Source organism: Streptomyces kanamyceticus, assembly GCF_008704495.1.
In the GTDB taxonomy this organism is placed as follows: Bacteria; Actinomycetota; Actinomycetes; order Streptomycetales; family Streptomycetaceae; genus Streptomyces; species Streptomyces kanamyceticus.
The window spans coordinates 7,090,054-7,105,705 of the sequence record NZ_CP023699.1; the positions used below are offsets into that span (position 1 = coordinate 7,090,054).

Annotated in this window: 16 protein-coding genes, 1 other RNA gene and 1 pseudogene; 12 read left to right on the forward strand and 6 right to left on the reverse strand. The window is 73.0% G+C overall.

Features of this window, described 5'->3' with window-relative positions; translation table 11 throughout:
- The first annotated feature begins 5 nt into the window (after window positions 1-5).
- Window positions 6-947: a 3-oxoacyl-ACP reductase gene (locus CP970_RS30635; protein ID WP_055546242.1), complete on the forward strand. Its 942-nt coding sequence runs from the start codon at window positions 6-8 to the stop codon at window positions 945-947.
- Between the two features lie 116 nt (window positions 948-1,063).
- Here CP970_RS30635 and CP970_RS30640 read toward each other — a convergent pair whose 3' ends face one another.
- Both CP970_RS30640 and CP970_RS30645 read right to left on the reverse strand, forming a co-directional pair.
- Window positions 1,064-1,243, reverse strand: coding sequence for a hypothetical protein (locus CP970_RS30640; protein ID WP_055546239.1), 180 nt, complete (start codon window positions 1,241-1,243; stop codon window positions 1,064-1,066).
- A gap of 47 nt (window positions 1,244-1,290) precedes the next feature.
- On the reverse strand, window positions 1,291-2,427 hold the full coding sequence (locus CP970_RS30645) for a hypothetical protein (RefSeq protein ID WP_055546237.1): 1,137 nt from the start codon (window positions 2,425-2,427) through the stop codon (window positions 1,291-1,293).
- Between the two features lie 253 nt (window positions 2,428-2,680).
- Here CP970_RS30645 and CP970_RS30650 point away from each other — a divergent pair, with 253 nt between their 5' ends.
- The 4 genes from CP970_RS30650 to CP970_RS30665 all read left to right on the forward strand — a co-directional run bounded on the left by CP970_RS30650 (window position 2,681) and on the right by CP970_RS30665 (window position 6,816).
- The gene (locus CP970_RS30650) at window positions 2,681-3,745 is read left to right on the forward strand and encodes an ABC transporter substrate-binding protein (RefSeq protein ID WP_055546235.1); all 1,065 of its coding nucleotides are present in this window, start codon (window positions 2,681-2,683) and stop codon (window positions 3,743-3,745) included.
- Between the two features lie 207 nt (window positions 3,746-3,952).
- A complete protein-coding gene (locus tag CP970_RS30655) occupies window positions 3,953-4,807 on the forward strand; it encodes a Nif3-like dinuclear metal center hexameric protein (RefSeq protein ID WP_055546233.1) in 855 nt (284 codons plus the stop codon).
- A complete protein-coding gene (locus CP970_RS30660; RefSeq protein WP_191095087.1) occupies window positions 4,804-5,547 on the forward strand; it encodes a zinc ribbon domain-containing protein in 744 nt (247 codons plus the stop codon). Before CP970_RS30655 ends, CP970_RS30660 begins: the two co-directional genes overlap by 4 nt.
- Window positions 5,548-5,559: 12 nt before the next feature.
- Window positions 5,560-6,816, forward strand: a complete 1,257-nt coding sequence (locus CP970_RS30665; protein ID WP_055546229.1) for a bifunctional RNase H/acid phosphatase — start codon at window positions 5,560-5,562, stop codon at window positions 6,814-6,816.
- Window positions 6,817-6,823: 7 nt separating this feature from the next.
- Here CP970_RS30665 and eda read toward each other — a convergent pair whose 3' ends face one another.
- A complete protein-coding gene (eda, locus tag CP970_RS30670) occupies window positions 6,824-7,465 on the reverse strand; it encodes a bifunctional 4-hydroxy-2-oxoglutarate aldolase/2-dehydro-3-deoxy-phosphogluconate aldolase (protein ID WP_055546227.1) in 642 nt (213 codons plus the stop codon).
- Between the two features lie 89 nt (window positions 7,466-7,554).
- Window positions 7,555-8,361 (reverse strand): peroxide stress protein YaaA, encoded by an 807-nt coding sequence (yaaA, locus tag CP970_RS30675; RefSeq protein ID WP_150494213.1) that lies wholly within the window; start codon window positions 8,359-8,361, stop codon window positions 7,555-7,557.
- Window positions 8,362-8,894: 533 nt separating this feature from the next.
- Here yaaA and CP970_RS30685 point away from each other — a divergent pair.
- A complete protein-coding gene (locus CP970_RS30685) occupies window positions 8,895-10,343 on the forward strand; it encodes an RNB domain-containing ribonuclease (protein ID WP_055557042.1) in 1,449 nt (482 codons plus the stop codon).
- On the opposite strand, the gene CP970_RS30690 is transcribed toward CP970_RS30685, so the two are convergent.
- Window positions 10,325-10,993, reverse strand: a complete 669-nt coding sequence (locus CP970_RS30690; protein ID WP_224058837.1) for a hypothetical protein — start codon at window positions 10,991-10,993, stop codon at window positions 10,325-10,327. The two genes, CP970_RS30685 and CP970_RS30690, sit on opposite strands and share 19 nt — an antisense overlap.
- Window positions 10,990-11,844 carry a MerR family transcriptional regulator gene (locus CP970_RS30695; protein ID WP_055557044.1) on the reverse strand — a complete coding sequence of 285 codons (855 nt, stop codon included), beginning with the start codon at window positions 11,842-11,844 and terminating at the stop codon, window positions 10,990-10,992. Before CP970_RS30695 ends, CP970_RS30690 begins: the two co-directional genes overlap by 4 nt.
- Before the next feature lie 179 nt (window positions 11,845-12,023).
- Here CP970_RS30695 and CP970_RS30700 point away from each other — a divergent pair, with 179 nt between their 5' ends.
- The 6 genes and pseudogenes from CP970_RS30700 to CP970_RS30730 all read left to right on the forward strand — a co-directional run bounded on the left by CP970_RS30700 (window position 12,024) and on the right by CP970_RS30730 (window position 15,643).
- The gene (locus CP970_RS30700; protein WP_079044095.1) at window positions 12,024-12,470 is read left to right on the forward strand and encodes a DUF4260 family protein; all 447 of its coding nucleotides are present in this window, start codon (window positions 12,024-12,026) and stop codon (window positions 12,468-12,470) included.
- Window positions 12,463-13,020, forward strand: a complete 558-nt coding sequence (locus tag CP970_RS30705) for a TetR/AcrR family transcriptional regulator (RefSeq protein WP_055557050.1) — start codon at window positions 12,463-12,465, stop codon at window positions 13,018-13,020. The genes CP970_RS30700 and CP970_RS30705 overlap by 8 nt, the downstream gene beginning before the upstream one ends.
- Before the next feature lie 225 nt (window positions 13,021-13,245).
- The gene (locus CP970_RS30710; protein WP_079044085.1) at window positions 13,246-14,004 is read left to right on the forward strand and encodes an AraC family transcriptional regulator; all 759 of its coding nucleotides are present in this window, start codon (window positions 13,246-13,248) and stop codon (window positions 14,002-14,004) included.
- Between the two features lie 19 nt (window positions 14,005-14,023).
- Window positions 14,024-14,806, forward strand: a pseudogene (locus tag CP970_RS46035) (DMT family transporter); the annotation flags it as partial.
- A gap of 109 nt (window positions 14,807-14,915) precedes the next feature.
- Window positions 14,916-15,331: RNase P RNA component class A (rnpB, locus tag CP970_RS30725), an RNA gene on the forward strand.
- 57 nt (window positions 15,332-15,388) lie between these two features.
- Window positions 15,389-15,643: a DUF6332 family protein gene (locus CP970_RS30730; protein WP_055556961.1), complete on the forward strand. Its 255-nt coding sequence runs from the start codon at window positions 15,389-15,391 to the stop codon at window positions 15,641-15,643.
- Window positions 15,644-15,652 lie beyond the last annotated feature (9 nt).

Consider the following 15,652-nt stretch of genomic DNA (forward strand, 5'->3'; position numbering starts at 1 on the left):
CTTTGATGTCACTGCCACTTGATGGCCTGTCCGCGATCGTCACCGGGGCGGGCCGCGGACTCGGCCGCGCCGAGGCGCTGGAACTGGCCCGCCTCGGCGCGAGCGTCGTCGTCAACGACTTCGGGCAGCCGGGCCGCGACGGCTCGGGCGAGGCGTCGGCGACGCCCGCGGAGGAGGTCGCCGCCGAGATCAGGGCCGCGGGCGGGCAGGCCGTCGCCCACACCGGCGACGTCGCGGACCACGAACAGGCCCGCGCGCTGGTCCAGGCGGCGATCGACACGTACGGAAAGCTCGACGTCCTGGTCAACAACGCGGGCATCCTGCGGGACCGGATGATCTTCTCGATGAGCGAGGCGGAGTGGGACTCGGTCATCCACGTCCACCTCAAGGGCCACTTCAACACGACGCACTTCGCGGCCGCGCACTGGCGCGAGCGCTCCAAGGCGGCGGGCGGCCCGGTGTACGGGCGGATCGTCAACACCTCGTCGGAGGCGTACCTCGCCGGTTCCGCGGGCCAGCCCAACTACGCGGCGGCCAAGGGCGGCATCGTCGGACTCACCACGTCGACGGCGCTCGCGCTCGCCAAGTACGGGGTGACGGCCAACGCCATCTGCCCGCGCGCCCGTACGCGGATGACCGAGGACGTCTTCCAGGGCTTCCAGGAACCGGGCGCCGGTCAGCTCGACCCGCTGGCGCCCGAGCACGTCTCGCCGCTGGTGGGCTATCTGGCCTCGCCCGCCGCCGCGAAGGTCAACGGGCAGCTGCTCGTGGTGCACGGCGGCATGGTCGCCATCGTCGAACGCCCCAAGGTGGCGGCCAAGTTCGACTCGGCGAAGGAGACGTTCACCTTCGACGAACTGGACGAGCTGATCTCTCCGTACTACGCGGACCGGCCGCCGAACGAGACGTTCGCGGCGGCGGAGGTGCTCGGCCTCAAGAGGGGCTAGCGCGCCGGAAGTTGAGCCGACGGGCGAAGGATCGACGCGCAAGGGCCCGGCACGCAAGGGCCCGGCACGCAAAGGCCCGGCACCAGATGGTGCCGGGCCCCGTCGGACGCGTCGGGTCAGGACGCCTGGTCCTGCTTGCGGTGCCGTCCGCGCGGCGCCGCGACCTCGTCGTGCTCGGCCACCGGACCCCGGTGCCGTCCGGCACCGGAAAGGCGGCTAGCGAGGCCGGAACGCGCGGGCGCCGCTTCCTGCGGCTCGGTGTTCCACTGGGTCTCCGTACTGGTCTCGGTCGTCATCAAACTACTCACCCCGTAAGAAGATCGTTCGGTACAGCCGGGCGAGTCTAACCGTCCACCACTCGCCCGGTGAGAGGCGCCTGCTGCAAGGGCACGGGCCGGGCCGCCATGGGTTTCGGCGGATCCGGCACGGCCGCCTGTGACCTGCACGGATCCCCGTCGGGCGGCGTGGGCGACGGTGCCGCGTCCAGTCGGGCGACACCGCACGGCGCCGCGTCCGTCGCATACGGCAGACACAGCTCGCCCGCCCGCGTCCACCACCCCGAACCCGTCAACCACCCCGGTGGCGCGGCCAGTTGGCGCAGCACGCGCTCGGCGGGCCGCCAGGCGCCGAGCCAGCTGCCCGCGGGCCCGTCGATCCGCAGCGCCACCGCGCAGGCCTCCGGCGTGAGCACCTGCCCCGGCTGGACCGCGAACGGCGTCAGGGCGAGACCGGGCAGCCGCAGACACTCGGGGAAGCGCACCGGGCGCGTACCGCCGAGGACGCCCCAGCCGACGCGGTCCTCGCCGGGGGCGTCGGAGCGGAGCAGCAGCAGACCGCTGTCGCGGTCCGCGAGCAGCAGCCGGTCGTCGCTCTCCTCGGAGATCTGCAGCAGCGGGGAGACCTCGCCGCCGCGTGCCAGGTCGACCGCGACCGTCTTGACGCGTCCGTCGAACTCGCGGTCGAGGGCGAGCAGCCGGTCCGTGTCGTCCAGCCAGACGCCGCCCGAACAGCGCCCGGGGATCTCCGCCAGGTGCTCGGGCCCGAAGGAACCGCCCGCCACCAGCCAGACCGACGACGAACGCTCGCCCGGGGCGATCGCGTAGGCGCGGGTGCCGCGGGGCGCGGGCGGCAGCAGCCTCAGCTCGCCGCACTCCACGGCCCCCAGCGGCACCTCGCCGGTGCCGGGTCCCGTCGGGTAGAGCAGCGTGAAGACGTGCCTCGTGTCCACCGCGCGGTGGATGAGGACCCGGCCGTCGGCCATCGGAAGGACCTGGGTGCCCGGCTCCTCCGGCTGGTTGCCGGGCAGCGGCACCGCGTAGGGCTCGGCTGAGCCGAGCGTCCAGCGCTCGGGGAACCAGGAGTCCGGCGCGTCCACGCCACGGGCCAGGCGCGCCGCGTACGACCCGTCCGCCGCGATCGTGCAGCCCGCCGTGCGGGCGGGGCCCACGGAAGGGACCGGCGCGGGTGGCGCTGTCGTCATGGTGGGTGACACCTCCGGCCCCGAAGCTAGTTTTCGGCCGCACTGACGTGGCATCTGTGGCTGTTCACTTCACACAGAAGGGTGGCGATGTGACGGTTCGCCTGAGCGGACGGGCACCGTTGTGCTGCGCGGGGGGCGGTTGTGCCGTACGAGAGGACTCCGCTTAAAGTTAGGCGAACCTAAGCTCGGTCTCATCGGGCTTGGGCGAACCCGAGCTCGGTCGGATCCGAGCAGCGCACCCCCTGGAGTCCCGATGTCCGTGTCCATCCGGTCCGTGCGGCGCAACCGCCGCGGCGCCGCCGCCGTAGCCCTCGCCGTGACCGCCGCGCTCTCCCTCGCGGCCTGCGGGTCCGGCGACGACGGCTCGGGCAAGTCCGAGAACGGCAGCGGCAGCAAGGCCGTCGCCCAGGGCGGCGACGACTTCGCCAAGGCCGCCGAGCAGACCGCGAAGATGGGCACGACGGCCAAGCCCGGCGAGTTCCCGCGCACCCTCACCCACGCCCGCGGCAAGACCGAGCTGAAGGCGCAGCCCAAGCGCGTCGTGGTCCTGGACGTCGGCGAGCTCGACAACGTCGTCTCGCTCGGCGTCAAGCCGGTCGGCTACGCGCCCACCGAAGGCGACGACGGCATCCCCGGCTACCTGAAGAAGGAGGCGGGCAGCCCCAAGGACGTGGGCACGATCAACTCCCTCAACCTGGAAGCCATCGCGAACCTCAAGCCCGACCTGATCCTCGGCAGCGAGCTGCGCGCCGCCAAGCTCTACCCGCAGCTCTCCAAGATCGCCCCCACGGTCTTCTCGATCCGCCCCGGCTTCACGTGGAAGGAGAACTACCTCCTGAACGCCGCGGCGCTCGACAAGACCTCCAAGGCCAAGGAGAAGCTCGCCGCGTACGAGAAGAGGGCGAAGGGTCTCGGCCAGGAGATCGCCGCGGCGCACGACGGCAAGAAGCCGACGATCACGATGCTCCGCTACATGCCGGACCGCATCCGCCTCTACGCCAAGGCGTCCTTCATCGGCACGATCCTCGACGACGCCGGTCTGCCCCGCCCCAAGAACCAGCAGGTCAACGATCTCGCCACGGAGATCAGCCCGGAGAAGATGGACCAGGCCGACGCGGACTGGATCTTCACGGGCGTCTACGGCGACGCGATCAAGACGGGCCGCTCCGCCGCGGAGAAGAACCCCCTGTGGAAGAAGCTCGACGCGGTGAAGAAGGGCCAGGCGAAGGACGTTCCCGACGAGACGTGGTACCTGGGTCTCGGCGTCACCGCGGCGAACGAGGTCCTGGGGGACCTCAAGACCAACCTCGCCGGGTAAGTCGGCCCCGTCAGGGGCGCGGGGAACTGCGCGAGCAACCACGAACAAGCCGCAGACGCGTCTGCTCAGCACTCGGCAGACGCGTCTGCGGCTTTTCGCGCGCTGAGCGCGCAGTTCCCCGCGCCCCTGACGGGGCCCTCCGTAGCGCCCCCGTAGCGCTACGTAACCCACGCCCAGTCAAGCGCAGCGGGAAGGTAGCCTTTCTCCGTGCCCCGTCTGCCAGAAGTAATCGCCGCGCTCGACGCCCTGTGGCCCGCCGAACTGGCCGAGAGCTGGGACGCGGTCGGCACGGTCTGCGGCGACCCCGACACCGAGGTGTCGCGCGTCCTGTTCGCCGTCGACCCCGTCCAGGAGATCGCCGACGAGGCGGTGCGGCTCGGCGCCCAGCTCCTGGTCACCCACCACCCGCTCTACCTGCGGGGTACGACCACGGTCGCGGCGTCCACCTTCAAGGGCCGGGTCGTCCACGACCTGATCAAGAACGACATCGCGCTGCACGTCGCGCACACCAACGCCGACCGCGCGGACCCGGGCGTCTCCGACGCGCTCGCGGGCGCCCTCGACCTGCGGGTCGTACGCCCCCTCGTGCCGGACCCCGCCGACCAGCGGGGCCGTCGCGGGCTCGGCAGGATCTGCGAACTCGACCACCCCCTGACCCTGAGCGAGCTCGCCGAGCGCGCCGCGAAGCGGCTGCCCGCCACCGCACAGGGCATCAGGGTCGCGGGCGACCCGGAGCGGCTCATCCGCACGATCGCGGTGAGCGGTGGTTCCGGCGACAGCCTCTTCGACGACGTGCGCGCCGCGGGCGTCGACGCCTTCCTCACCGCGGACCTGCGCCACCACCCGGCGTCCGAGGCCCGCGAGCGCACGCCCCTGGCGCTGCTCGACGCCGCGCACTGGGCCACCGAGTGGCCCTGGTGCGAGCTGGCCGCAGCCCAGCTCGACGAGATTTCCGACCGGCACGGATGGGACCTCCGCGTCCACGTCTCCAAGACGGTCACCGACCCCTGGACCGCCCACGCGGCGTCCTCCCCTTCTCAATCCTCTGGAGCCCCCAACTGAACGCCGCGCCCGCCGACCAGATCCGACTGCTCGACGTCCAGGCCCTGGACGTACGCCTGCAGCAGCTCGCGCACAAGAGGAAGTCGCTGCCCGAGCACGCCGAGATCGAGTCGCTGACCAAGGACCTCTCGCAGCTGCGCGACCTGCTCGTCGCCTCGACGACCGAGGAGAGCGACTGCGCCCGCGAGCAGACCAAGGCCGAGCAGGACGTCGACCAGGTCCGCCAGCGCGCGGCCCGCGACCAGCAGCGCCTGGACTCGGGCGCGGTCACCTCGCCCAAGGACCTGGAGAGCCTCCAGCGGGAGATCGCCTCGCTCGCCAAGCGCCAGGGTGACCTGGAGGACGTCGTCCTGGAGGTCATGGAGCGCCGCGAGTCCGCGCAGGAGCGGGTCGGCGAGCTCACCGGGCGCGTCTCCTCGGTCCAGTCGAAGATCGACGACGCGACGGGCCGCCGCGACTCCGCCTTCGGCGAGCTCGACGGCGAGGCCGCGACGGTCGGCAAGGAGCGCGCGGTCGTGGCGGGTTCGATCCCGGCCGACCTGCTCAAGCTGTACGACCGGCTGCGCGAGAAGGCGGGCGGCATCGGCGCCGCGCGGCTCAACCAGCGCCGCTGCGAGGGCTGCCGCCTTGAGCTCGACATCACCGAGTTCAACGAGGTGAAGGCGGCGTCCCCGGACACGGTCGTGCGCTGCGAGAACTGCAGCCGCATCCTGGTCCGTACGTCCGAGTCCGGCCTGTAAGGACCCCCGTCCATGCGCGAGTTCATCGTCGAGGCCGACGGCGGCTCCCGGGGCAACCCGGGGCCCGCGGGCTACGGCTCAGTGGTCATCGACGCCACCACGGGGGAGACCCTGATGGAGGCCGCCGAGTACATCGGCGTCGCGACGAACAACGTCGCCGAGTACAAGGGCCTGGTGGCAGGCCTCAAGGCGGCCCACCAGCTGGACCCGGCCGCCTCGGTGCACGTGCGCATGGACTCCAAGCTCGTCGTCGAGCAGATGTCGGGCCGCTGGAAGATCAAGCACCCCGACATGAAGCCGCTCGCCGCCGAGGCCGCGCGGGTCTTCCCGTCGTCCCAGGTGACGTACGAGTGGATCCCGCGCGAGAAGAACAAGCACGCCGACCGGCTCGCGAACGAGGCGATGGACGCGGGCAAGCGGGGGGAGCGGTGGTCGCCTTCGGCGTCCACCGCGGAGTTCGACGCGCGGGCCGCGCGGTCGGCCGCCGAGGCTCCGGCCGGTCCGCCGGGGGACGCCGCGGCGGGCGCGGCGAAGGCACGCGCGGCGCTGGCGACGACGGCCGACGCGCGGGCGGCGGGCAACTCGGCGGCGGCTCCGGCCGCCAAGGCGGCGGCACCGCCCGTCGGCTGGGCCGCCCCCGCCGACCTGGGAGCCCCCGCGACCTTCGTCCTGCTGCGGCACGGCGAGACTCCCCTCACGCCCGAGAAGCGGTTCTCCGGGAGCGGCGGCAGCGACCCGTCCCTCTCGGACGCGGGCCGCGAGCAGGTCGAACGCGCGGCGGCGGCGCTGGCCGCGCGCGGCACGATCCAGGCCGTCGTCTCCTCGCCGCTCAAGCGCTGCCAGGAGACCGCGCACACCGTCGCCGCCCGCCTCGGACTCGACGTACATCTCGAAGAGGGCCTGCGCGAGACGGACTTCGGGGCCTGGGAGGGGCTGACGTTCGGCGAGGTGCGCGAGCGCCAGCCCGAGGAGCTGACCGCCTGGCTGGCCTCGCCGAAGGTGGCGCCGCCCGGCGGAGAGTCGTTCGCGACGGTCACCCGCAGGGTGTCGGCGGCGCGCGACCGCCTGACCGGGACCTACGCGGGCCGCACGGTGCTGCTCGTCACCCACGTCACGCCGATCAAGACGCTGGTGCGCCTCGCGCTCGGCGCCCCGCCGGAGTCCCTGTTCCGCATGGAGCTCTCCGCGGCGTCGGTGTCGGCGGTGGCGTACTACGCCGACGGCAACGCTTCCGTACGGCTTCTGAACGACACGTCACACCTGCGCTGAGCTCGGCTCACAGGGCCTGACGCAGCGACGCCGCCTCGCGCGCCAGGGACTCGACGCGGTCCCAGTCCTTCGCCGCGACGGCGTCCGCGGGAAGCATCCAACTGCCGCCCACGCAGCCGACGTTCTTCAGCGCGAGGTACGAGGGCGCGGAGGCCGGGGTGATCCCGCCGGTCGGGCAGAACCGCGCCTGCGGCAGCGGTGCGCCGAGCGACTTCAGGTAGGCGGTGCCGCCCGCGGCCTCGGCCGGGAAGAACTTCATCTCGCTGACGCCGCGCTCCAGCAGCGCCACGACCTCCGAGGTCGTCGAGACGCCGGGCAGGAACGGCACGCCGGAGCCCCGCATCGCGTCGAGCAGTGTGTCCGTCCAGCCCGGGCTGACGAGGAAGCGGGCGCCCGCTTCCACGGAATCGGCGACGTTCCGCGCCGAGATGACGGTGCCCGCGCCGACCACCGCGTCCGGCACGTCGGCGGCGATGGCCGAGATCGCGTCGAGCGCGACGGGCGTGCGCAGGGTCACCTCGATCGCGGGCAGCCCGCCCGCGACCAGGGCACGCGCCATCGGCACGGCGTCGTCGAGGTCATCGACGACGACCACGGGGACGACGGGGGCGAGATCGAGTACGGAGGGCGCGGAGGAGGTCGAGGTCATAGGGGCATCCTGCACCGGCGTACGCAGCATGCGCAAAGGGTGTTGCGCATGCTGCAACGGGTGTCGTGCGTGGCCCCTCGCGTGACCCCTCAATGGATCTCGCGGACCACCACGTCCAGGGCCCACGGCTTGCCCGCCTTGGCCGGAGCCTCGGCCTCCACGACATGGCCTAGGTCGCGCAGCGCCTCGACCAGCTGGGCCGGGTCCTTGGGCTGGGTGCCGGTGGTGAGCAGGGTCCGGACGATGCGGCCCTTCGTCGCCTTGTTGAAGTGCGACACGACGGACCGCTTCTCGGCCCCCGTGCCCGGGTCGATCTGCGAGTGCAGCACCCGCACGGTCGCCGTCCGCCCCGCGACCTCGCCCTTCGGCTTCCACGCCGCCGCGTACGCCGACGAACGCAGGTCGAGTACGAGCCCGTCGCCCGCCGCCTCGGGCATGACGGAGGCCATCGGCGTACGCCAGTGGGCGCCGAGCGCGCCGAGCCCCGGCAGCTTCACGCCCATCGAGCAGCGGTAGGACGGGATCCTGTCGCCCACCCCGACGGCGCCCCACAGGCCGGAGAAGACGAGCAGCGAACGGGTGGCGCGGCGCTTGGCCGCGGCGTCGAGCGAGGCGAGGTCCAGGGCGTCGTACAGGACGCCCGTGTAGACCTCCCCGGCGGGACGCGCGCCCGCCGTGCGCAGCTCGGTGTTCTTCGCGACCTCGCCGCGCAGTCCTTCACTCAGGCCGAGTACGTCCCGTGCCTTCTCCTCATCGGCGGCACACAGCTCGACCAACTCGTCGAGCACCGCCTGCCGGGCGTCGGCCAGCCCTTGCAGGGACAGCGACTCCGGTTTGAGGGGGGCACCCCGGCCGGAGGGGGCCTTGCCTTCGGACGGCGGGAGCAGGACGAGCACGGTGGACTCCTTGGGCGGTGCGGGGAGGGGGGTGCGGCCCCCTCGAAATCGTACGGGCTCCTACGCCGCCGCTTCGCGGCGGATTATCCCCACCCGCCCACCCGTGTCTCCGCGACGGGCCCTTCCTGTAGGAGCCGCCTCGCTTGCTGTGGGGCGGGGCCGCGGCGGTATGTCCGTCCTCGCCGTCCCAGGCGCACCGCCACGGCTTGGGCACCTCGGAAAGAGGCCCCCAGTGCTCCGGGCGGACATACCGCCACGTCCCCTCAGGAGCGCTCGCGACTGCGGGCCGGTGGGCAGAACCGCTCCCGCTGGCCGGTGGGCCGCTCCCGCTGTGGGCAAATGTTCCGCACGGCGAGTGGGGTCTCCCCTGCTCGAGCGAAGCCGAGAGCTTGGGGAAGGGTGGGCACAGCCCCCGTCGCCGAGGGGCGGAGCGGGAGCACAAGCCACGGTGCGGGTGGAGGCAGTCCACGGTGCCGAGGGAGACGGAAGCCCCACCAGGTGCCAAGCCGCCCACCCCGCCCTACGCTCAATGCATGCCCCGGCGCCACCTCCACGTGACCGGCGCGGCGGAGGCCCCGTTGCGGGTCGCGCTGCGTGATCTGCGGATGAAGTTGGACGTGCCCGAAGCGTTCCCCGCCGATGTGCTCGCGGAAGCGGAGCGGGCCGCCGCCGAGCCCCGGCTTCCCGAGCACGACGCCACCGACATCCCCCTGTTCACCATCGACCCGCCCACCTCCGTCGACCTCGACCAGGCCATGCACCTGGCACGCCGCGACGGAGGCGGCGGCGGGTTCCGTGTGCGGTACGCGATCGCCGACGTCGCCGCGTACGTCACCCCCACCGGCCCGCTCGACGCCGAGGCGCACCGGCGCGTCACCACCCTCTATTTCCCCGACGAGAAGATCCCCCTGCACCCCACCGCGCTGAGCGAGGGCGCCGCGAGCCTGCTCCCGGGGCAGACCTGCCCCGCCGTCCTGTGGACGATCGACCTGGACGCGGACGGTCGCGCCGAGCGGACCGACGTGCGCCGCGCCCTCGTACGCAGCCGGGCCAAGCTCGACTACGACGGGGTGCAGAAGGCCATCGACGACGGCACGGCGGAAGAGCCCCTCGCCCTGCTGCGGGACATCGGGAAGCTGCGCGAGCAACTGGAGGTCGACCGGGGCGGCATCTCCCTGAACGTGCCCGAGCAGGAGATCGTCGAGCGGTCGGGAAGGTACGAACTCGCCTTCCGCGCACCACTCCCCGCCGACGGCTGGAACGCCCAGATCTCCCTGCTCACCGGCATGGCCGCCGCCGAGATCATGATCGGCTCGGGGACGGGCGTCCTGCGGACCCTGCCGACCGCCCCGGACGGCGCGGTCGGCCGACTGCGCCGCACCGCGGAGGCGCTCCGCATCGACTGGCCGCACCACGTGCCGTACGCGGAGCTCGTACGCTCGCTCGACCCGCGCAAGCCGCACCACGCCGCCTTCCTCCAGGAGTGCACGACGCTGCTGCGCGGCGCGGGCTACACGGTGTTCTCCGGCGGCGCGGTCCCCGAACTCACCACGCACGCCGCGGTCGCCGCCCCCTACGCCCACTGCACCGCACCGCTGCGCCGCCTCGTCGACCGCTACGCCTCCGAGCTCTGCGTCGCGGCCTGCGCGGGCGCGGGCGTCCCGCAGTGGGTGCTCGGCGCGCTCGACGCGCTGCCCAAGGAGATGGCCGACGGCACCCGGCGCGGCAACACCGTGGAGCGCGCGTGCGTGGACATCGTCGAGGCCGCGCTGCTCAAGGAGCGGGTCGGCGAGATCTTCGACGCGGTGGTGGTGGACGTCAAGGAGGGCGAACCGGCCGTCGGTACGGTGCAGTTGACCGATCCCGCGGTGGTGGCCCGGATCGAGGGCGGCGCGGCGAAGCTGCCGCTGGGGGAGCGGCTGCGGGTCCGACTCACCCAGGCGGACCCCGGAACGGCGACGGTTCAGTTCGCGCCCGCGTGAGGGCGACCGAGGTCGGGGAGGGCGGCGAGCCGCTCCCGCAGCGCGGCGATGAGCTGGTCGGGCTCGTCGGCGTGCAGTCGTACCGTCGTCACCTCGCGGCGCTTCCCGAGGAAGCCGACGGCGGTGACGGGCCCGGCGAGCTCCAGGGTGAGTGACGTCGTCGAGGCGACGGGCAGGTCGAGCACCCCGTCCGCGGGCTCGTGCGTGAACAGCCGCTCGGCGCGCACCGCCGCGATCCGCGCGAGGGGTATCCGCAGGTCATGGTGGGCGCCCTGGCGCACCCGCAGCGCGTCGGGCGACAGGACGTGCGGCCGGGTCACCGACGCGGCGTGGATGCCGAGCATCAGGGTCACGCTGTAGATGTCGATCACCAGCATCACGGCGTGGGCGGTCGGCCAGTTCCGGAGCAGCACGGCCATCCCGAACGCCTCGACGACACAGACGAACGTCAGCCCGTACATGATCGCCGCCTGGCCGCGGGCGTGCCCGAAGGCGAGGTCGCCCGCGCCGTCGCGCATGCCGTGCCGCCGTCGGGTCACCCACATCGCGAGGCTGACCAGGACGCGCAGCTCGTGTCCGACGAGTCGCCGCGCGGGCGTCGGTAGGAGTGTCGTGAGCCTGTTCATCAGCCTGTTCATCAGCCTGTTCATCGGGTCCCCTCTCGTCCTTCGTCGGACCGGTCCGACGCGCGCCGGGCGAGCAGTCCCATCGCGCGCTGCACGGCCGCGGCCTGCGCGGGCGCGAAGTCCGCGAGGAAGGCTTCGAGGAACCCGTCGTCGCGGACCGGGCGGCCCTCGGCGAAGGCCTGTGCGCCCTCGCTGCCGAGATGCGTCAGGAGCGAGTCGGGCAGGGCGTCGACGAGCGTGCGCGCCGCCTCGTCCACGGCGGCCTGGGTGCGGGGGTCCGCGAGGTCGGCGTCGGCGAGGGCGTCGAGCCGCTCGTACACCGCGTGGGCCCGCTCGACGGCCCCCGGCGTACTGAGGGCGGGGCGCAGCGCGGTGAGGAAGGCGGCGCGGTCCTCCGGCGAGGCGGTGGTGTCGAACAGGGCGAGGAACTCACGGTCCTTGGCGGCCATCACGGACTCCGGGCGGGTGCGCTCCGCCGTCGCGTGTGCCATCTCGCCGAAGAAGGCGGCCAGTTCGGGGGAGACGGGCCCTTCGGGCGAGAGGCGCCCGTGCTCCGCGTCGTCGAGGAGCGGGCGCAGCCGTTTCCTGCGCTCCCGGATCGCGTCCTCCTGCCGTGCGAGGTCCGCGTCCAGTTCGGCGAGGACCTCGGCGAGGTCGCGGCCCGCGTCGTCCGCGAGCACGTCCCGTACCTCGGTGAGCCCGAGGCCGAGCTCGGTGAGCCGCCGGACGCGGGCCAGGGCGACGGCGTGCCGCAGCCCGTACTCGCGGTAGCCGTTGGACCGCCGTTCGGGCTCGGGCAGCAGGCCCAGGTGGTGGTAGTGCCTGATGGCACGCGTGGTGACGCCGACGAGGCCGGCGAGCTCTCCGATCCGCATGGGCCCAGTAGAAACGTTGACGCTGCGGCAAGGTCAAGGCGACGCGACCGGTGGCGACCGGCGGGGGTCGGTGGGGGGCCGCCCGGCGATTTCCACGACGGCCGGAGCCTTGACGGCTAACTGCGTTAGCCATAATGTCTGGCTAACGCAGTTAGCCGCCCATTTCCGAGGAGGACCTGATGAGCACGCTGACCCCCGCTCCCACTCCCGCCCCTGTCTCCGGCCCCGCCCTCGGCAAGACCGCGAAGTGGACCCTCGTCCGCCGCGCCGCCTGGCTCGCCAACGCTCTCTTCTGGTCGGCCTTCGCGGTGCTCGAAGGCGTCAACCACGGCTGGCTCGCGGGGCTGCTCGCCGGACTCTTCTTCATCGCCCCCGACCTGACGTTCCTGGTGGGCCTGCGCGACGCGCCCAAGATGGCCCGCGGCCAGCTCCCGCCCCGCGCGGTCCCGTACTACAACACGGCCCACCGGGCCCTGGTCCCCGTCGCGCTCATCGCGCTCTACCCCTTCTCGCCCGTCGTCTGGGCCCCGGCCTTCGCCGCCCTGTGCGGCTGGCTCGCCCACATCTCGTACGATCGCGCCTTCGGCTATGGACTCCGTACGAAGGAAGGGTTCCAGCGTGGCTGACAAGCACCGGACCGACGATCTCCCGACGTGGGGGGCGCACCTCACCCCCCGTGCCAGGGAGATCGTCGGCGCCGCCCGCGAACTCCTGGAGGAGTCCGGCGCCGAGAAGCTCACGATGCGCTCACTCGCCGACCGGCTCGGCATCAAGGCGCCATCGCTCTACAAGCACTTCCCCGACAAGTCCGCGGTGGAGGTCGAGCTGATCGCGCAGCTGCTCGACGAGTCGGCGCGGGCCTGCGAGGAGGCGGAGGCCGCTGCGTCGGGCTCGCTCGACGCCCTGACCGACGCGTACCGCGCGTACGCCCTGGCCCACCCCCACCTCTACCGCCTGGCCACCGAACGCCCACTCCCGCGCCACGCCCTGCCACCGGGCCTGGAGAACCGTGCCGCGGCCCCCCTCGTGCGGGCCTGCGACGGCGACGCCGACCTGGCCAGGGCCGCCTGGGCGTTCGCGCACGGCATGGTCATCCTGGAGATCCACGGCCGCTTTCCCGAGGGCGCGGACCTCGGAGCGGCATGGAAGAGGGGCACGCGCGCGTTGGACCGCTGACGGGGTGAGCGGCGGGCCAGGGGATACCGGGGGCGTGGGGTGGGGGTCGGCGTGGGTGGTGGAGGGGCAATCCGGGGGCTGGGGTCGGAAACGGCCGGGGCGGCCGAACCGGCTGAACCGGCTGAACCGGCTGAACCGGCCGGAGCGGCTGGACGGCGCCCACGCCCCCGCGAGCACGCCGTATGGACCCGTACCCCCCTCGGCCCCGGCGGCCCCGCCCTCGACCTGCTGACCGCCCGGTTCGACCGGCACCGCTACGCCCCGCACTGCCACGAGGAGTTCAGCGTCGGCATCTGCGTCGGCGGCCACGAGGTCATCGACTACCGGGGCGGCACACTGCACCTGGGGCCCGGCTCCATCGTCGTACTCGCCCCGGGCGAGGTGCACACCGGTCGCCCCGGCGCGGGCGAGGGGTACGCCTACCGCGCCGTGTACCCGGCGACGCACCTGCTCTCCGAGGGCACCGTGACCCCGCCGTACTTCCGCGACCCGGTGGTGAACGACCCCGAACTGGCCGCCGCCCTGCGTGCCGCGCACACCGAACTGAGCGTGGGCGTCGACCCGTTGGAGGCCGAGTCGCGCCTCCCGTGGCTGCTCACCGCGCTCGCCCGCAGGCACGGCACCGCCCTCCCGGGCCGCGACCGCGTCCCCGGCGCCGACCGCATCGCCCGCGCCGTCCGCAGGAGCCTGGCCGACGAGCTCCTCGCCCCGCCGTCCCTCGCCGAGCTCGCGGCCCCTCTCGGCCTGTCCCGCTACCAACTCCTGCGCGCGTTCCGTACGTCTACGGGCCTGCCGCCCTACGCCTGGCTCGCGCAGTACCGCGTGACACGGGCCCGCGCCCACCTGGAGGCGGGCCGCAGCCCCGCGCAGGCCGCCGCGCTCGTGGGCTTCGCCGACCAGGCGCACCTCACGCGCTGGTTCCGCCGCGTACTCGGCGTCACGCCCGCCGCGTACCGCAACAGCGTTCAAGACTCCCGGCGTTGACGCGGCCGAAACTGCCTCCATGACGGCACGTGGCTGGTTCCTGTTCTCGCTCATGGGTGTCCTGTGGGGCATCCCGTACTTCATGATCAAGGTGGCGGTCGACAGCGGCCTGACACCGTCGACCGTGGTCTTCACGCGCTGCGCGCTCGGCGCGGCCATCCTGCTCCCCTTCGCCGTACGACAAGGGGGACTGCCCCGCGTACTGAAGACGCACTGGCGGCCCATGCTCGCCTTCGCCTGCGTGGAGATCCTCGGGCCGTGGTGGACCCTGACCGACGCCGAGCGCCACCTCTCCAGCTCCACGGCGGGACTCCTCATCGCCGCGGTCCCGATCATCGGCGCGCTGCTCGCCCGCTTCTTCGGCGACACCGAACGGCTCGGCGCGCGCCGCCTCACCGGCCTCGGCCTCGGCCTCGCGGGCGTCGCCGTCCTGACGGCACCCCAGCTGACGGGCGGCGACGCCTGGTCCCTCACGGAGGTGATGCTGACCGCGCTGGGCTACGCGATCGCCCCGCTGATCGCCGCTCGCCACCTGCGCGAGGTCCCCACGCTCCAACTGGTCGCCCCCTGCCTGGCCCTGGCGGCGCTGGTCTACGCCCCCGCGGCGGCGGCCTCCTGGCCCGGGACGGTGCCCGAAGGGCCGACCCTCGCCGCCCTCGCCGTCCTCGGCGTCATCTGCACGGCCCTGGCCTTCGTCCTCTTCCTCGAACTGATCCGCGAGGCGGGCCCCACGAGGGCGATGGTCTTCACCTACGTCAATCCGGCCGTGGCGGTGGCGGCGGGCGTCACCTTCCTCTCCGAGCCCCTGACCGCCGACGTCGTGGCCGCCTTCGCGCTGATCATCGCCGGATCCTTCCTGGCCACGGCGCAGGCACCCGGCGTACGGCGGGTACCATGGTCGGCACGGCAGACGAGCCGGGCGGACGGCCGCGTGAAGACCCCCTCGGGGGCCCTTCCCGAGGAACGTCCGGGCTCCACAGGGCAAGGTGGTGGCTAACAGCCACCCGGGGTGACCCGCGGGACAGTGCCACAGAAAACAGACCGCCGAGGGCTTCGGCCCCCGGTAAGGGTGAAACGGTGGTGTAAGAGACCACCAGCGCCTGAGGTGACTCAGGCGGCTAGGTAAACCCCACCTGGAGCAAGGTCAAGAGGAAGCGCCTCTTCGCGAGAAGGACGCTTCTGCGCGGACGTTCGAGGGCTGCCCGCCCGAGTCCGCGGGTAGACCGCACGAGGTCGGCAGCAATGCCGACCCTAGATGGATGGCCGTCTCCCCGGCCGCCGCGAGGCGCCCGGGCGACAGAACCCGGCGTACAGCCCGACTCGTCTGCCGCTCACGCCCTCGCCTCCTGGATGTGAAGCGGCGCCTCCGTGCGAGACTCGTTTCATGGACATGGGCCGCGAGTCACGCTGGGAAAAGGACGCGATGACCGTCGAGATCATGTTCGCCCTGCTCAGCGCCGCGTTCCTCGCGGTCGCCGTGGTCGGGCTCGTTCTGTTCCCCACCCTCTTCTGGGACGTGCCGTCGGGTGTCGACAGGGGGCTCAAGGTGACCGCCGGGGTGCTGGCTCTCGCGGCGGCCGTGGGGCAGATGGTGCGGGTGCTGTGGCGGCATGACCGGCATCGGCGCGACGGGCGCTGATCGTGCTGC

Excerpts from the sequence above, each read along its gene's own strand:
- CP970_RS30695 (WP_055557044.1), bottom strand. The coding sequence starts at position 11,844 with ATGCGGATCGGAGAGCTCGCCGGCCTCGTCGGCGTCACCACGCGTGCC.
- CP970_RS30700 (WP_079044095.1), top strand. The coding sequence starts at position 12,024 with ATGAGCACGCTGACCCCCGCTCCCACTCCCGCCCCTGTCTCCGGCCCC.
- CP970_RS30685 (WP_055557042.1), top strand. The coding sequence starts at position 8,895 with ATGCCCCGGCGCCACCTCCACGTGACCGGCGCGGCGGAGGCCCCGTTG.
- CP970_RS30730 (WP_055556961.1), top strand. The coding sequence starts at position 15,389 with ATGGACATGGGCCGCGAGTCACGCTGGGAAAAGGACGCGATGACCGTC.
- CP970_RS30640 (WP_055546239.1), bottom strand. The coding sequence starts at position 1,243 with ATGACGACCGAGACCAGTACGGAGACCCAGTGGAACACCGAGCCGCAG.
- CP970_RS30635 (WP_055546242.1), top strand. The coding sequence starts at position 6 with ATGTCACTGCCACTTGATGGCCTGTCCGCGATCGTCACCGGGGCGGGC.
- CP970_RS30650 (WP_055546235.1), top strand. The coding sequence starts at position 2,681 with ATGTCCGTGTCCATCCGGTCCGTGCGGCGCAACCGCCGCGGCGCCGCC.
- CP970_RS30665 (WP_055546229.1), top strand. The coding sequence starts at position 5,560 with ATGCGCGAGTTCATCGTCGAGGCCGACGGCGGCTCCCGGGGCAACCCG.
- CP970_RS30645 (WP_055546237.1), bottom strand. The coding sequence starts at position 2,427 with ATGACGACAGCGCCACCCGCGCCGGTCCCTTCCGTGGGCCCCGCCCGC.
- eda (WP_055546227.1), bottom strand. The coding sequence starts at position 7,465 with ATGACCTCGACCTCCTCCGCGCCCTCCGTACTCGATCTCGCCCCCGTC.
- CP970_RS30690 (WP_224058837.1), bottom strand. The coding sequence starts at position 10,993 with ATGAACAGGCTGATGAACAGGCTGATGAACAGGCTCACGACACTCCTA.